The following is a 14,369-nucleotide window of genomic DNA, read 5'->3' on the forward strand; positions in this document are numbered from 1 at the left end:
CGTGTCGCAAACATGTCGCAAATAAGAGATAAAAAAGCCCATAGAAAACACATAGCAACCATGAACCCCATAAACGCAAAAAGCGTGCAACTCATTGAGCTGCACGCTTTTGCTTATCGTTTATTATCTGTTTACTTATCGGAATCATTTGACTTCCTCAAAGTCAGCATCCTGCACATTATCGCCATGCTTTGTATTATCCTGAGCACCGCCTTGTTGCCCTGCATTCATATCAGGACCAGCTTGTGCACCACCCTGAGCACCGCTCTGGGCATACATTTCAGCACTTGCAGCCTGGAATGCCGTATTCAATTCGGCCATGGCAGAGTCTACGGTAGCCAGGTCTTGAGCCTTATGGGCATCTTTCAGCTTCTGCAAAGCAGCTTCAATCGGAGCCTTCTTGTCGGCAGGGAGCTTGTCGCCGAGTTCCTTCAACTGATTTTCGGTTTGGAAAATCATAGAGTCGGCCTGGTTCAACTTGTCTACTTTCTCACGCTCTTTCTTATCTGCTTCGGCATTGGCTTCGGCTTCGGCTTTCATCTTTTCGATTTCTTCCTTGCTCAAACCGCTGGAAGCTTCGATACGGATAGCCTGTTCCTTACCGGTAGCCTTATCTTTGGCAGACACCTTCAAGATACCGTTGGCGTCGATATCGAACGTTACCTCAATCTGAGGAATACCGCGACGTGCCGGAGCAATACCTGTCAGGTTGAACTGGCCGATTGACTTGTTCTGCGCAGCCATCGGACGCTCACCCTGCAATACATGGATGGTAACCTCCGTCTGGTTGTCGGCAGCAGTAGAGAATGTCTCGCTCTTCTTGCAGGGGATGGTAGTGTTGGCATCAATCAGCTTCGTCATCACACCGCCCATAGTTTCGATACCCATAGAAAGCGGAGTAACATCCAACAATACAACGCCCTTGATTTCGTCCGTCAAAACGGCACCTTGCACGGCAGCACCTACGGCCACCACCTCATCCGGATTCACACCCTTGGAAGGAACTTTACCGAAGAAATCTTCTACCAACTTCTGTACTGCCGGAATACGTGAAGAACCACCTACAAGGATTACTTCATCGATGTCCGCATTGTTCAGACCAGCATCGCTCATAGCCTTCTTACATGGCTCCAAACAAGCTTGAATCAAGTTGTGAGCCAGAGCCTCGAACTTGGCACGGGTCAACGTCTTCACCAAGTGCTTGGGCACACCGCCTACGGGCATGATGTACGGCAAGTTGATTTCAGTGCTTGTAGAAGAGGACAGCTCTATCTTAGCCTTCTCGGCAGCTTCCTTCAGACGTTGCATAGCCATCGGGTCTTGAGTCAGGTCGGCACCTTCGTCGTTCTTGAACTCCTGAACCAGCCAGTCGATGATTACCTGGTCGAAGTCGTCACCACCCAGGTGAGTGTCACCGTTGGTTGACAATACTTCGAACACACCGCCACCGAATTCGAGGATAGAGATATCGAATGTACCACCACCAAGGTCGAATACGGCAACCTTCATGTCCTTGTGAGACTTGTCAATACCGTAAGCAAGAGCTGCGGCAGTCGGCTCGTTCACAATACGCTTCACTTCAAGACCTGCAATCTGACCGGCTTCCTTCGTAGCCTGGCGTTGGGAGTCTGAGAAGTATGCGGGGACGGTAATTACAGCTTCTGTCACTTCTTGTCCCAGATAATCCTCGGCAGTCTTTTTCATTTTCTGCAGAATCATTGCAGAGATTTCCTGCGGGGTATAGAGACGTCCGTCGATGTCTACACGCGGAGTATTGTTGTCACCCTTTACTACTTTATAAGGCATACGGCCGATTTCTTTCTGTACCTGGTCCCAGTTTTCGCCCATGAAACGTTTGATGGAGAAAACCGTACGGGTGGGGTTCGTGATAGCCTGACGCTTGGCAGGATCACCGATTTTACGTTCGCCACCATCAACAAATGCTACTACTGAAGGAGTGGTGCGCTTGCCTTCACTGTTTGCAATTACTACAGGTTCGTTACCTTCGAATACTGCAACGCAAGAGTTTGTTGTTCCTAAGTCAATACCAATAATTTTTCCCATGATCGTTATTTTTTTATTTGTTATTATTCTGTTTCGACGTCCGCCTCAGTGGCAGACGCCAATAAAAAGACAAACGTTGTGCCAAATTGTTCAGAGCAGCCGCAGATTTATACTTGTGGCAGTTTATCTGTCAGTTTGGCAGAATTAAAATCATTTTTTCTGTCGGAAATTACCATTTGTTAATTTCCATTCCATTCAAAAGCTCTACTTTTGTCGCCCGAATCAGAGATGATAAAACATGAACAACATTAATCATTTCCCTTGCATACCTTTAACCGTTCCTCCATGGAGGAAATATTGTTCCACCGTGGAGAAAATATCATTCCACCACGAGGGAAATATCGTTCCACCATAGTGGAACGATTAAGGATTAGTTAACATTGGGCTTAATCGTAGCAACGGAAATGATTGGTTTTCACATATTAAAGAAATAAATAAGATGAGTATGGAAAAAATGAGAGACAGTATCGACTTCAAGAACACGGACATCAAGACATTGTTCCGCAAACTATTGCTCCCTACTGTACTGGGGATGATTTTCTCCGCACTATTCGTTATCACCGACGGCATCTTTGTCGGAAAAGGAATCGGCAGTGATGCTTTGGCGGCGGTCAACATTGTGGCACCGCTATGGTTGTTTTCTACGGGTGTGGGACTTATGTTCGGCGTCGGCGCCTCTGTGGTAGCCTCCATTCATCTGTCACACGGAAAGGTCAAGGTGGCACGCATCAATATCACGCAGTCGGTAGTCATATCTTCCTTGTTGCTGATGTGCACCTCCGCCCTATTCTGTTCATTTGCCCCACAGGTGGTAAAGCTGCTCGGAGGGTCTGAACGGCTCACGCCATTGGCTGTGGAATACATGCTTTGGTTTGTGCCTTTCTCTCTGTTCACGGCATTGCTCAATTCGGGTATGTTTTTTCTGAGGCTGGACGGTTCGCCCAACTTCGCCATGATGTGCAATGTGGTGGCTGCCGTTCTGAACATCCTATTGGATTATCTGTTCATCTTCCCCTTTGATTGGGGAATGTTCGGTGCCGCATTGGCAAGTGCTATAGGCACTACGGTAGGCGCATTGATGGTAGTATTCTATCTACTGCGCCGCCAGTGCACACTGCGCTTCCACCCCATTAAGATGAGCCGGAAAAGCATGCAACTGATGCGCCGCAACATTGGCTATATGTGCCGATTGGGTTCCTCCGCCTTCTTGTGCGAGGTGGCGATTGCCTGCATGATGTTTGTCGGCAACCAGGTGTTCATTCATTATCTGAAGGAAGACGGAGTGGCGGCATTCAGCATTGCCTGCTATTTCTTTCCTATTATATTTATGGTATATAATGCCATTGCGCAGTCGGCACAGCCGATTATCAGTTATAACTACGGCCTGAACGAGAGCCAACGTGTCCGCCGCGCCTACTTGCTGGCACTGAAAACGGCCATAGGCTGCGGGGTATGTTTTGCCCTGACCACAATATTCTGCAGCCCTGAAATTGTCGGCATGTTCATAGACCGCAGTTATCCGGCTTATGACATAGCGGTAAAAGGGTTGCCTTTGTATGCCACCGGCTTCGTGTTCTTTGCCGTCAACATCGTATCCATCGGCTATTTCCAGAGTGTGGAGCGTGCCAAGTATGCCACAGTTATCACCCTGCTGCGTGGTTTTATCCTGCTGACAGCCTGCTTTTTCGGACTGCCCCTGCTATTGGGAGACCGGGGAATCTGGCTTGCCACTCCTCTTGCAGAAATGCTGACAACCCTCTTTATCCTCGTGATTTACATATCCGGGAAAAAGGAGCATAAAGAAAAATCCGTATCTTTAGACAAGATGGGCTGTACCCCAACATAACTTTTTCATGCAAGCATAAAAGTCCTGTCTTCGGTTTACACTATCTTTGCAGCATGGAAACTATGATAAAGAAATTCTGCAAGAAGTATAAACTACCGGAAAACACTTTGCACGAACTTCTGTCACACATGGCAGAAGTTCGTTTCAGCAAGGGAGAACTCATTATCAGCGAAGGGGAAAGGAACAGCAACTTCTATCTTTTGAAGAAAGGCATCTGGCGCGCCTACTACCTGACAGACGGCACGGAAAACTCCCTTTGGTTCGCCGCACCGGGCGACACAGCTTTCTCATCGTGGGGATATGTGGACAGCGAGGTTTCCCTCATCAACATCGAATCGGTGAATGAAAGCATCGCCTATTGTATCAGTAAGCCTGAGCTGGAAGCCCTTTTTTCGCATTCCATAGACATGGCCAACTTCGGCAGAAGAATCTTTGAGCGGGAAATTCTGTCGGTAGACAGTTCCACAGTAGCCTACGGCACCCCTCCCACTGCCAAAGAAAGGTACATGACGCTGATGGAAGAGAATCCGGAACTGCTGCAGGATGTACCGCTCAAGTATCTGGCTTCTTATCTCTACATCACTCCGCAATCCCTGAGCCGGATACGCGCAGGATTAAAGAAAAAGTAAAAGACCTTTTTATGTCAAGATGCAAAAAAGGCTCTTAGCAGATTATTTCTGTAAGAGCCTTTTTTATTTCAACCTATCTTGTCAGTTCTTCACCAACACCATCACCAGGTTATTGTCAGCATCGTACAGCCCGATGCCTCCGCCTGCCAGCTTGCCAAAAGACTGAACGGAATTCAAGGCTTTCAGCACACGGCCTTCCACCTCCATATCAGGGCATGCCATCATGGTACTGATAACTTGCGGGAAAGAGATTGCCGACGGGTTTTCATCATCAACCTGGAAAGCGCCGTTAATCAGATTGCAACCCGCATTGCCGTGCAAGCGCTTTTCTGCAATATTAAATTCAATGAACGGCTGCTTCTCCATTCCGTCGGGAATAGCCTCGCCCGCAGCCTCACTAATTATCCACTTTCCTTCCAAATCAGACAACTTGGAAACGGATTCTTTCTTCTGCAACACGACTATGGGACGATTGGAAGCACCGCATAAAGCTATATTTTCCTTTCCCAGCTTCTTATACTTTTTCACTTTGTTCAAAGCCGACAACACATTATTTTCTACAGTCATATCCGGACAAGCCATACGGGTACTTGCCAAAGCGCCAAGGTCAATCGTGCCGGGCTTGGCATTCACGTCAAACGAACCCATCATACGGTTGCAACCACTGTTGCCAAATACTTTTCCTGTCTTTGTGTCAAAACCGATATAGGGAAATTCCTGACCCGGAGCAGGGACTACGGCAGTACCATTCACTTCAATAATATTCCACTCACCGCTGATGGAAGAAAGAGTTGCGGCATTTTTGGTTGATGCACAAGAAGACAAGCCCATCAACACGCTTGCCATGCATAGGGAAACAAATACTTTTTTCATTGTTATTCGTTGTTTAAGTTAATTTATTCAAGGGGCAAATATATAGAAAATAACCCAAATGCAAGTAATTTGTTTAATATTTGAAGCATTTGCCCCAAAGTATTTAGCAGGATTTTAATGTTTATCTAAGAATTAACCCTTATATTTGCTCTCCGTATTTTTTATAAACCTAATATAATAATATAGTACAAAGAAATGGGTAAAGTTCTTATTATCGGTGCAGGCGGTGTAGGTACCGTTGTTGCGCACAAAGTGGCTCAAAATCCTGATGTGTTTACAGAAATCATGATAGCCAGCCGCACCAAGTCCAAATGTGACGCTGTTGTCAAGGCAATCGGTAACCCGAACATCAAAACCGCCCAGGTAGATGCCGACAGCGTGGACGAACTGGTAGCACTCTTCAATAGTTTCAAACCCGAAATCGTCATCAACGTAGCCCTCCCCTACCAAGACCTCACCATCATGGAGGCTTGTCTGCAAAGTGGAGTCAACTATCTGGATACCGCCAATTATGAGCCGAAAGATGTTGCCCACTTTGAATACAGTTGGCAATGGGCCTATAAGAAACGCTTCGAAGATGCCGGACTGACCGCCATCCTCGGTTGCGGTTTCGACCCGGGAGTGAGCGGCATCTATACTGCATACGCCGCCAAACATCATTTTGACGAAATACAATATCTGGACATCGTAGACTGCAATGCCGGAAATCATCATAAAGCATTCGCCACCAACTTCAATCCGGAAATCAATATCCGTGAGATTACACAGAACGGCCGCTATTATGAAAACGGAGAATGGGTGACAACCAAGCCGCTGGAAATCCACAAAGACCTGACTTATCCGAACATCGGTCCACGCGACTCCTACCTGCTTTATCACGAAGAACTGGAGTCTCTGGTGAAGAATTTCCCCACCATCAAGCGTGCACGCTTCTGGATGACGTTTGGCCAGGAATACCTCACACACCTGCGTGTCATCCAGAATATCGGTATGGCCCGCATAGACGAAGTGGAATATAACGGCATGAAGATTGTTCCGCTGCAATTCCTGAAAGCCGTACTCCCCAACCCGCAAGACCTGGGCGAAAACTACGAAGGCGAAACATCCATCGGTTGCCGCATCCGCGGACTAAAGGATGGCAAAGAGCGTACCTACTATGTATATAACAACTGTAGCCACCAGGAGGCCTACAAGGAAACCGGTATGCAGGGCGTAAGCTATACCACCGGTGTGCCCGCCATGATTGGTGCCATGATGTTCCTCAAGGGATTGTGGAAAAAACCGGGTGTATGGAATGTTGAAGAATTCAATCCGGACCCGTTCATGGAACAGCTCAACAAACAAGGCCTGCCTTGGCATGAGATTATCGACGGAGACTTGGAAGTTTGAAATTAATGATTAAACATTAATCATTATCCACTAATCATTAAACATTAACAAAGTGAATATAGGAGATAAAGCACCCGAAGTATTGGGTATCAACGAAAAAGGTGTAGAAATCCGCTTGAGCGACTATAAGGGAAAGAAGATTGTACTTTACTTCTACCCCAAAGACATGACATCCGGCTGCACGGCACAAGCCTGCAACCTGCGGGATAATTATGCCGACCTGCGCAAAGCCGGTTATGAAGTCATCGGCGTCAGTGTGGACAGCGAAAAGTCACACCAGAAATTTATTGAGAAAAACAATCTGCCTTTTACCCTGATTGCAGACACCGACAAGAAGCTGGTAGAACAATTCGGAGTATGGGGCGAAAAAAGCATGTATGGCCGCAAATATATGGGAACGTTCCGCACAACTTTCATCATTAATGAAGAAGGTATTGTAGAGCGTATCATCACTCCGAAAGAAGTGAAGACCAAAGACCATGCGGCACAAATTTTATAATCATTAAACATTAACAACGTGGCAAAAAAAGACGAACTGAATTTTGAAAATGGCAGCAATCTGGCATCGGGCGAAAAACTGAAAGCCTTGCAGGCTGCCATGGACAAGATAGAAAAGAGCTTTGGTAAAGGCTCTATCATGAAAATGGGCGACGAAAGCGTCGAACAAGTAGAAGTTATTCCCACAGGTTCCATCGGCCTCAATGTGGCTCTTGGCGTGGGAGGATATCCCCGCGGACGTATCATCGAGATTTACGGCCCGGAATCTTCCGGTAAGACAACCCTTGCCATTCATGCCATCGCTGAAGCGCAAAAGGCAGGAGGCATTGCCGCATTCATTGATGCAGAACATGCTTTCGACCGCTTCTATGCAGCAAAACTGGGTGTGGATGTGGACAATCTGCTGATATCACAGCCGGACAATGGCGAACAAGCACTGGAAATCGCAGAGCAACTGATCCGTTCCTCCGCTATTGACATCATTGTAGTGGACTCTGTGGCTGCATTGACCCCGAAAGCTGAAATTGAAGGCGATATGGGTGACAACAAAGTAGGTCTGCAAGCCCGGCTCATGTCACAAGCCTTGCGTAAACTGACGGCAGCTGTCAGCAAAACACGCACCACTTGTATCTTCATCAACCAGTTGCGCGAAAAAATCGGTGTCATGTTCGGCAATCCCGAAACAACTACCGGCGGTAATGCACTGAAGTTCTATGCCTCCGTACGTCTTGACATCCGTGGAAGCCAAGCCATCAAGAACGGCGATGAAGTAATCGGCAAGCAGACCAAAGTGAAAGTTGTGAAGAACAAGGTAGCTCCTCCTTTCCGTAGAGCGGAATTCGACATCATGTTCGGTGAAGGCATCTCCCGTGCAGGCGAAATCATTGACTTGGGTGCAGAGCTTGGCATCATCAAGAAAAGCGGCTCATGGTTCAGCTATAACGAGACGAAAATAGCCCAGGGACGCGATGCCGCCAAGCAGGTCATCCTTGACAATCCGGAACTGGCAGAAGAGCTGGAAGGGCTTATCTTTGCAGAATTGAGAAAAGACAAATAACAAAAAAACTTGCCAATAGAAAAACAAAACATTCTATTGGCAAGTTTCCCTAAAAGGTTACCGCTTCCTATTCCATCTTTTCCAAACGTTCTTCCAAAGCCTCCATACTTTTTTCAAAACGTTTCCATGTATCGGTATCCATTTGTTCTTTCAGATACTTGTTGTCTTTCAGCTTGGCTACATTTTCCAGCCCTTTCAATGCCAGTTCTTGCGAATGCTTCAATTCTCCAAGCCAATCGCGGTTCTTCAGCTTCTCTATCTCAGCCCAGTTTATATCCGGAAGCTGTATATTCACATTGTTCCCATTCCAGCTGGTATTCTGATACATCATGATATTCTGTATATCCTTCAAAGTCATATCACCTTCCAGATAAACAAATTTCAGAGTGGCTGCACCATCTACAATCATAATCAGCTCCTTCACCTTTTCCCCTTTACGGCTCATGTAGAATTCAGAACTGGAGACTGTTCCCTTCTGCTTCATCAGCAATTCATATCTGGAAGACTGCACCAAAGAACGAAGATCCTTACGCATTTCTTTCTTTACATTATTATCCATTGTAGAAAGTACCTGCACAGAGTTCAACTGTCCGGACACTTTCCCAATATAAACATCTTTAGTAAACAAGTTGGGATTCGTTTCTATCATTGCCTTGGATATGTAGACGGACGACACGCCTTTCATATCTCCATACTTGTTGAATAGGTTCTTCTGTGCCTGGCAAAGCAAAGGCAACATCAGCAGTACACCTGCCAAAATCATTTTCATTGTTTTCATATCAGATTATTGTTGAATTTCTTTTCTTACTTCCTGGTTCACCTTCGTTACGTCTATCCGCGTTTCCTCTATCTGTTCAATTCCCTTGTTCAGATTCGCAGACACCTCGATTAAAGTGGCCTGCAATGCCTTATAAGCAGCTTCCGGATCAGAGAAAGTGTCCTGAGGTGTAGGAGGACGCATATCCTCTCCCATGTTCGTAATGCCATAACCTACACCTACAAGAACCAGAATGGTGGCAGCAATACCTCCTATCCAGCGCCAATTACGTTTGGCCTTGTTCCGGTGGAAAAAACGTTGTTCCTCTTCAGCCTTTTCATCAATCATCCGGCTCAGTTTATCCTCCAATCCGGCGGGAACATTATCCACCACTTCCCCGGGAAAAAAGCTGAGAAAGAGTTTCTTGTCCTTCTGCAAGTGCTCGGGCACTTCTTCGGTTCTGAAAGCTTCCTTCAACAACTCTTCTTCCTGCTCGTTGGTATTCCCTTCATAAAATTCGGCGAGCAGCCTTTCAATTTCCTCGACTTTCATAGTTACTCCATTTATTAAATTCCTCACGTATCTTTTTTCTTGCCCGGGACAACAGTACACGGACATTGGTAGCATTCAATCCCGTGACCTGCTCTATCTCTTCATAAGAACATCCCTTGACATCACGCAACGTTACTATTTTCTGCTGTTGCACCGGCAGACGGGCAATGATGTGCCTTACCTGCTGCGCTTCGTCCCGCACTTCAAAGTTATCTGCTTGAGACACATTATGCACTTCGGCCAACTCCACGCTCTGTCTGCTCAAAGTATACTTTCCTGAACGAAGCAAATCAAAGCACATATTTTTCACCAGAGTAACGCTGAATGCTTCCGGATTACTGATAATGGCCAGTCCTTCCCGCTTGTCCCACAACTTCAGATAAGCTTCCTGCACCAAATCTTCAGCGTCGGCAGCATTCTCCAACAGCCTATAAGCTATGCAGTACAGCTTGCGATGATATGGCAGAAACTCTTTTTTAAAACTTTCAGCGTCCATGGGCTATTTATCAATAGTAGATTTCTGTTTATACCCTTCAGACGTAGGGGGAAAGGATTTTGTTACACGACCAGGAAGAAAAAATGGGAAAAAATGAAAACACCAATAGCACCAGCCCAAGAATGCGTTTATTTCAAGACATCAGCAATCCGCTTTTTGAGATTCAATTTTGCAATGTCTTCAGGCTTCAGCTCAAGCTCCACCAACACTTTCGCCGTGGAGAGCCTATATTCCTGCTCTAACGTATCATAATTTATCTGTTCCTTATGAATGGAATACAACAAAGCAAAATCGTAGTTCAAGGCACATGAAACATTATACAACGTATCCGTATCAATACTTTTTCTCGTAAGCATATAGTCTACACTTTGAGGCTTAACTTTCAGTCTTCGTGCAAGTTCTGCCTTGGTAACTTGCTGTTCAAGCATCACGTTCTTGATTATCTCTCCGATGTATATATTACTTTTTTCCATTTATATGAAGATACAAATTAATCATTCATATTATAAGGAACACCAATACCAATTTGTCTGTATACGCCACTCTTTTTATTCATAATTTGTTTGTTTTATCAAATATTTTATGATACTTTTGCAACATATTCATATAAACAAACAAATAATATCTGCTATCATGAATTTACTGACATGTATTCTCATAACCATCCCTATCGGCATTATTTTTATTATGCTATGGATATACAATGACTACCGGAAATATAAGAAGAAAAATAAGCTTGTCATTCTGCTGTTTCTCCTGTTCCCAACCACTTTATCTGCACAATACGTTGATACAGGATGCCAAGTATCCTTTAAATGGCTGGAGAACCAAAAAGGAAAATTAGAGTATACAAAAGATGGGGTTACTTATAAGTTCATTCCAAATGACTCCCAATGGGAAATTATAATTCGCAACAACTCTTCAGAAGATATCCGAATAAACTGGAAAAATATGCAATTCATTGTGGATGGAAGAAGCTCAGAAGTCAAATACCCCATACTGGCAGAAGCGGAAACGCCCTTGGCAATTATAAAAAGTCAAGCAGAAACAAGCCAAAAGATTGGCGTGACAACTTATACGGCAAATAAAGCAAACTCTCGAATATACAACAAGAAAGAGATTCGGAAAGGGAGGAATTCCTCCATTACCATTATTCTTCCCATATCTATCGGTAAGCACCCTCAATTCTTCACCTCTTTCGACTTTATCATCAAAAAAGTAAACTAACTGTCAAAAGAAATACACACCCCGGTCATCCCGAGATGTGTATTCGTCTATATATCCAATGAGGAAAGAAATACATTACAAAAATCCTACCGTCTTCTTCAACCGGAAGTTATACTTCAAGAACTGCCGGACCGATGTAATCAGAACAAGTAGATATATGCCAACGTGCTCACACTAATCACTATCCACAACAAGGTGCCTTGTATCAAGGGCTTGATGCCTACTGCCTTCAGTACATCACGTGACAGAGAGGCACCGATAAAGAACAGAGTGATAGTCAGCGTCTTGCGAGCCAAAGAATTGATTCCCTCCCCAATCATGGCACCCGTTTCGGTAGTGCCCAGCACATAAGTATTGAAAATCATAGCCAGCACAAAGAAGAAGATGAACCAGGGAATACTGATTTTCTGTCCTTTACTCTTAAAGATGAACGAAGTTACCAAAGCCAAAGGAATAATCCATAAGGCACGTGTCAGCTTTATAGTCGTTGCCACCTGTAATGCCTCTTCCCCATAGGCGGCACCTGCCCCCACTACCGAACTCGTATCATGTATGGCAATGGCCGCCCATGTGCCGAACTCATGCTGGCTCATGTTCAAAGCGTGGCCTATCATCGGAAAAACAAACAATGCAATGGCATTCAATATAAAGATGGTGCCCAATGCCACAGACATCTCGCTATCCTTTGCCTTCAACACCGACCCCACAGCTGCAATGGCACTGCCTCCGCAGATAGCCGTACCGGAGCTGATAAGATAGGAAGTGTCACGGTCTACTTTCAGGAACTTACGTCCTATGAGCCAGCCTATGAGCAATGTCCCCACAACAGAAATAATCGTGAACTCCATTCCCTCCTTGCCCGAAGCCAGGGAAGCCTGCAGATTCATTCCAAATCCTAACCCTACAACAGAGTATTGCAATAGATACTTTGAAGTCTTCTTATTGAACTTCGGATGTGCCTGCCCACACAGCAACGCAAAGGCCAACCCCAAGAACAACGCCAACGGCGGAGTGACCCACGCCGAATAGGCATGCATACCGGGCACATAATCCAGCAGCAGAAAGAAGGAGAGGACAACCAGAAGAGATACATAAATAAATTTATTATTACTTTGAAGAAAAGGCATATTAATGCTTTTAGCCAAAACTCGATTTGAAGCCATACTGTTTATTTTACTATTATTACTAATGTTTATTCCTTAATTTTCCGGGTGCAAAGGTAGTTCTATTTTAGTACACCCGCCAATCGTTTCTACTTATAGACTATAACTTATTGTTATCGGGACATAAACATATAGTTCATAAAGGCTTGTGACAATCCTCCTTCCTGCCCTTGCAATTGGACAAAGCAGAAGTCGCGAAGCATGGGCATATCCTTTATCTCGACCACGCGGAAAGTGCCTGCCGCCAGTTCCTTGCAGATGGAACGGATAGACACGATTCCCATGCAATCGGAGTTTTCAAGAAAGAGCTTGATGCTTTCGGTACTACCCAGGTACATCAGTACATGGAGTGAGGAAAGCTTGACGCCGTGCTTCTGGAGTGAGCGTTCTATCACGTCCAGCGTACCCGAACCGCGCTCACGGAGCACTAAAGGAATAGCGGGCAAATCCTGGGGAGTAATCTCTTCGGGCAACTGCAAACGGCTTTTGGAATGGACTACCGCTACCAGTTCATCCTCAAGAAAAGTAGTGTACTTCAGATTGGGAAGGCGGAAAACCCCTTCCACCAATCCCAAGTCAATGCGGTGTTCCTGCAAAGCGGCTTCTATTTCCCGGGAGTTTCCATTGAGCAAGGACAAGTTGACCTGCGGAAACTTGCCGATAAAACTGCCCAGCAACGGAGGAAGCACATACTGCGCAATGGTAGTGCTGGCTCCCAACTTGAGTTCGCCAATATATTCGTTATGTAACAAGTGCATTTCATATTCCAGCCGTTTATAGTCCTCCAATATCCGTTCGCAATGCTCCAAAAGCAGCCGGCCTGACTCGGTCAAACTGATTTTACTTCCCTGCCGGTCGAAAAGCCTCGTCTGATAAGTGGCCTCCAGCTCCTGGATATGCTTGGTTATAGCCGGCTGACTAACAAACAACTCTTGCGAAGCCTTTGTAAAACTCAAGTTCTTGGCAACAGACTGAAACACTTTTAAACGGAAATCACTCATATACTTCTTATATCCTATAACTCGTCAGACTTGATGCCGAAAGCATGCGCCAAAGAATAAAACACCGGCTCCAGGCGGCAATACACCGGGCTCAGAGGTTCCTCCGTAATGAAATACACAGCTTTGCCCCGTTCTTCTTCATTCTTGTCTTTGAAGAAACCCGCCAGCTTTTCCTCCACTCTATTACCATATACCTGATGGAAAGGCAACAACATCAAACACTTCACATCTGCAGAATCAAGCGCCAGGTTCATCAGGTCAAGAAACAACTCTTCGGTAGAGACTAAACCAGAAGAGGTGACGGAAGAAAATGTAAATTCGCCCAACGGCGTACGGCATGCCTGGTGATTCAGTTTATTCACATCGGATGGTTCACAACACTTCAGCACGTCCGCTGCCGGAGTATGCACCAGCAACACTTCCACCTCATTTTCTTGTTCTCTCAAGCCGGCGTCCAATGCCAGATAGCTCAACCATGCCGGCAGGTCAACATCGGGTAGCTTCCGTCCCAACTTACCTTCCAAAAAGTTCTTTGCACCATATACCACTTCATTCAGAAATGCAACATCTATCAATATCACATTTGCCGGAAACTTTATCTTATCCTCCATTATCTTCTATTTTAATACGTGATTATACATAATGCTCCTCTGCAAGCGGAGCTCCGAAAACCTACCACACAGAAAGCACAAAACTTTGAAGCAGTAAAAGTACGACAAATTTATCAATAACTTGTATCATCCCAAGCAATTAATCTATATCTCCGAAGCGGAAAGAGAATATCCTTCCCCCGCAACACGGAAACCTTGGAGCTGGA

The 14,369-nt window shown here is 45.5% G+C and carries 15 protein-coding genes; 6 read left to right on the top strand and 9 right to left on the bottom strand.

Features of this window, described 5'->3' with window-relative positions; genetic code table 11:
- Positions 1–144: 144 nt before the first annotated feature.
- Positions 145–2,064 carry a molecular chaperone DnaK gene (dnaK, locus tag DXD65_RS12025; protein ID WP_005831748.1) on the bottom strand — a complete coding sequence of 640 codons (1,920 nt, stop codon included), beginning with the start codon at positions 2,062–2,064 and terminating at the stop codon, positions 145–147.
- 445 nt (positions 2,065–2,509) lie between these two features.
- Here dnaK and DXD65_RS12030 point away from each other — a divergent pair, with 445 nt between their 5' ends.
- Together DXD65_RS12030 and DXD65_RS12035 are read left to right on the top strand one after the other, a co-directional pair.
- Positions 2,510–3,910 (top strand): MATE family efflux transporter, encoded by a 1,401-nt coding sequence (locus DXD65_RS12030; RefSeq protein WP_057089578.1) that lies wholly within the window; start codon positions 2,510–2,512, stop codon positions 3,908–3,910.
- Between the two features lie 53 nt (positions 3,911–3,963).
- Complete coding sequence (locus DXD65_RS12035) at positions 3,964–4,539, top strand: Crp/Fnr family transcriptional regulator (RefSeq protein WP_005831755.1); 576 nt, start codon at positions 3,964–3,966, stop codon at positions 4,537–4,539.
- 81 nt (positions 4,540–4,620) lie between these two features.
- Here DXD65_RS12035 and DXD65_RS12040 read toward each other — a convergent pair whose 3' ends face one another.
- Complete coding sequence (locus DXD65_RS12040) at positions 4,621–5,412, bottom strand: META domain-containing protein (protein WP_005831757.1); 792 nt, start codon at positions 5,410–5,412, stop codon at positions 4,621–4,623.
- Positions 5,413–5,607: 195 nt separating this feature from the next.
- Between DXD65_RS12040 and DXD65_RS12045 the strand changes: the two genes are divergently transcribed.
- Genes DXD65_RS12045 through recA form a run of 3 tightly spaced genes read left to right on the top strand, consistent with a single transcriptional unit; the run spans position 5,608 to position 8,356 of the window.
- Positions 5,608–6,801, top strand: coding sequence for a saccharopine dehydrogenase family protein (locus tag DXD65_RS12045; RefSeq protein WP_005831761.1), 1,194 nt, complete (start codon positions 5,608–5,610; stop codon positions 6,799–6,801).
- Between the two features lie 52 nt (positions 6,802–6,853).
- A complete protein-coding gene (gene bcp / locus DXD65_RS12050; protein ID WP_005831763.1) occupies positions 6,854–7,300 on the top strand; it encodes a thioredoxin-dependent thiol peroxidase in 447 nt (148 codons plus the stop codon).
- Positions 7,301–7,318: 18 nt separating this feature from the next.
- Positions 7,319–8,356: a recombinase RecA gene (gene recA / locus DXD65_RS12055; protein ID WP_005831765.1), complete on the top strand. Its 1,038-nt coding sequence runs from the start codon at positions 7,319–7,321 to the stop codon at positions 8,354–8,356.
- Between the two features lie 67 nt (positions 8,357–8,423).
- On the opposite strand, the gene DXD65_RS12060 is transcribed toward recA, so the two are convergent.
- From DXD65_RS12060 to DXD65_RS12075, 4 genes are all read right to left on the bottom strand, one after another.
- Entirely contained in the window at positions 8,424–9,134 is a 711-nt protein-coding gene (locus DXD65_RS12060) for a DUF4252 domain-containing protein (protein ID WP_005832692.1), read from the bottom strand.
- Positions 9,135–9,140: 6 nt separating this feature from the next.
- Positions 9,141–9,665, bottom strand: coding sequence for a hypothetical protein (locus tag DXD65_RS12065; RefSeq protein ID WP_005832693.1), 525 nt, complete (start codon positions 9,663–9,665; stop codon positions 9,141–9,143).
- Positions 9,646–10,161, bottom strand: coding sequence for an RNA polymerase sigma factor (locus tag DXD65_RS12070; protein WP_055288525.1), 516 nt, complete (start codon positions 10,159–10,161; stop codon positions 9,646–9,648). Before DXD65_RS12070 ends, DXD65_RS12065 begins: the two co-directional genes overlap by 20 nt.
- Before the next feature lie 128 nt (positions 10,162–10,289).
- Positions 10,290–10,634: a hypothetical protein gene (locus tag DXD65_RS12075; protein WP_008665423.1), complete on the bottom strand. Its 345-nt coding sequence runs from the start codon at positions 10,632–10,634 to the stop codon at positions 10,290–10,292.
- 160 nt (positions 10,635–10,794) lie between these two features.
- Between DXD65_RS12075 and DXD65_RS12080 the strand changes: the two genes are divergently transcribed.
- Complete coding sequence (locus DXD65_RS12080; RefSeq protein WP_117887670.1) at positions 10,795–11,388, top strand: hypothetical protein; 594 nt, start codon at positions 10,795–10,797, stop codon at positions 11,386–11,388.
- Between the two features lie 140 nt (positions 11,389–11,528).
- Here DXD65_RS12080 and DXD65_RS12090 read toward each other — a convergent pair whose 3' ends face one another.
- The 3 genes from DXD65_RS12090 to DXD65_RS12100 form a co-directional block, all read right to left on the bottom strand.
- Positions 11,529–12,551 (bottom strand): YeiH family protein, encoded by a 1,023-nt coding sequence (locus DXD65_RS12090; protein WP_117887671.1) that lies wholly within the window; start codon positions 12,549–12,551, stop codon positions 11,529–11,531.
- Between the two features lie 113 nt (positions 12,552–12,664).
- The gene (locus DXD65_RS12095) at positions 12,665–13,552 is read right to left on the bottom strand and encodes a LysR family transcriptional regulator (RefSeq protein ID WP_035448955.1); all 888 of its coding nucleotides are present in this window, start codon (positions 13,550–13,552) and stop codon (positions 12,665–12,667) included.
- A 14-nt stretch (positions 13,553–13,566) separates the two neighbouring features.
- Positions 13,567–14,163 carry a DUF6621 family protein gene (locus tag DXD65_RS12100; RefSeq protein ID WP_008665415.1) on the bottom strand — a complete coding sequence of 199 codons (597 nt, stop codon included), beginning with the start codon at positions 14,161–14,163 and terminating at the stop codon, positions 13,567–13,569.
- Positions 14,164–14,369 lie beyond the last annotated feature (206 nt).

Origin of the sequence: Bacteroides sp. 4_1_36 (assembly GCF_003466325.1) — a bacterium.
GTDB classification, from domain to species: domain Bacteria; phylum Bacteroidota; class Bacteroidia; order Bacteroidales; family Bacteroidaceae; genus Bacteroides; species Bacteroides uniformis.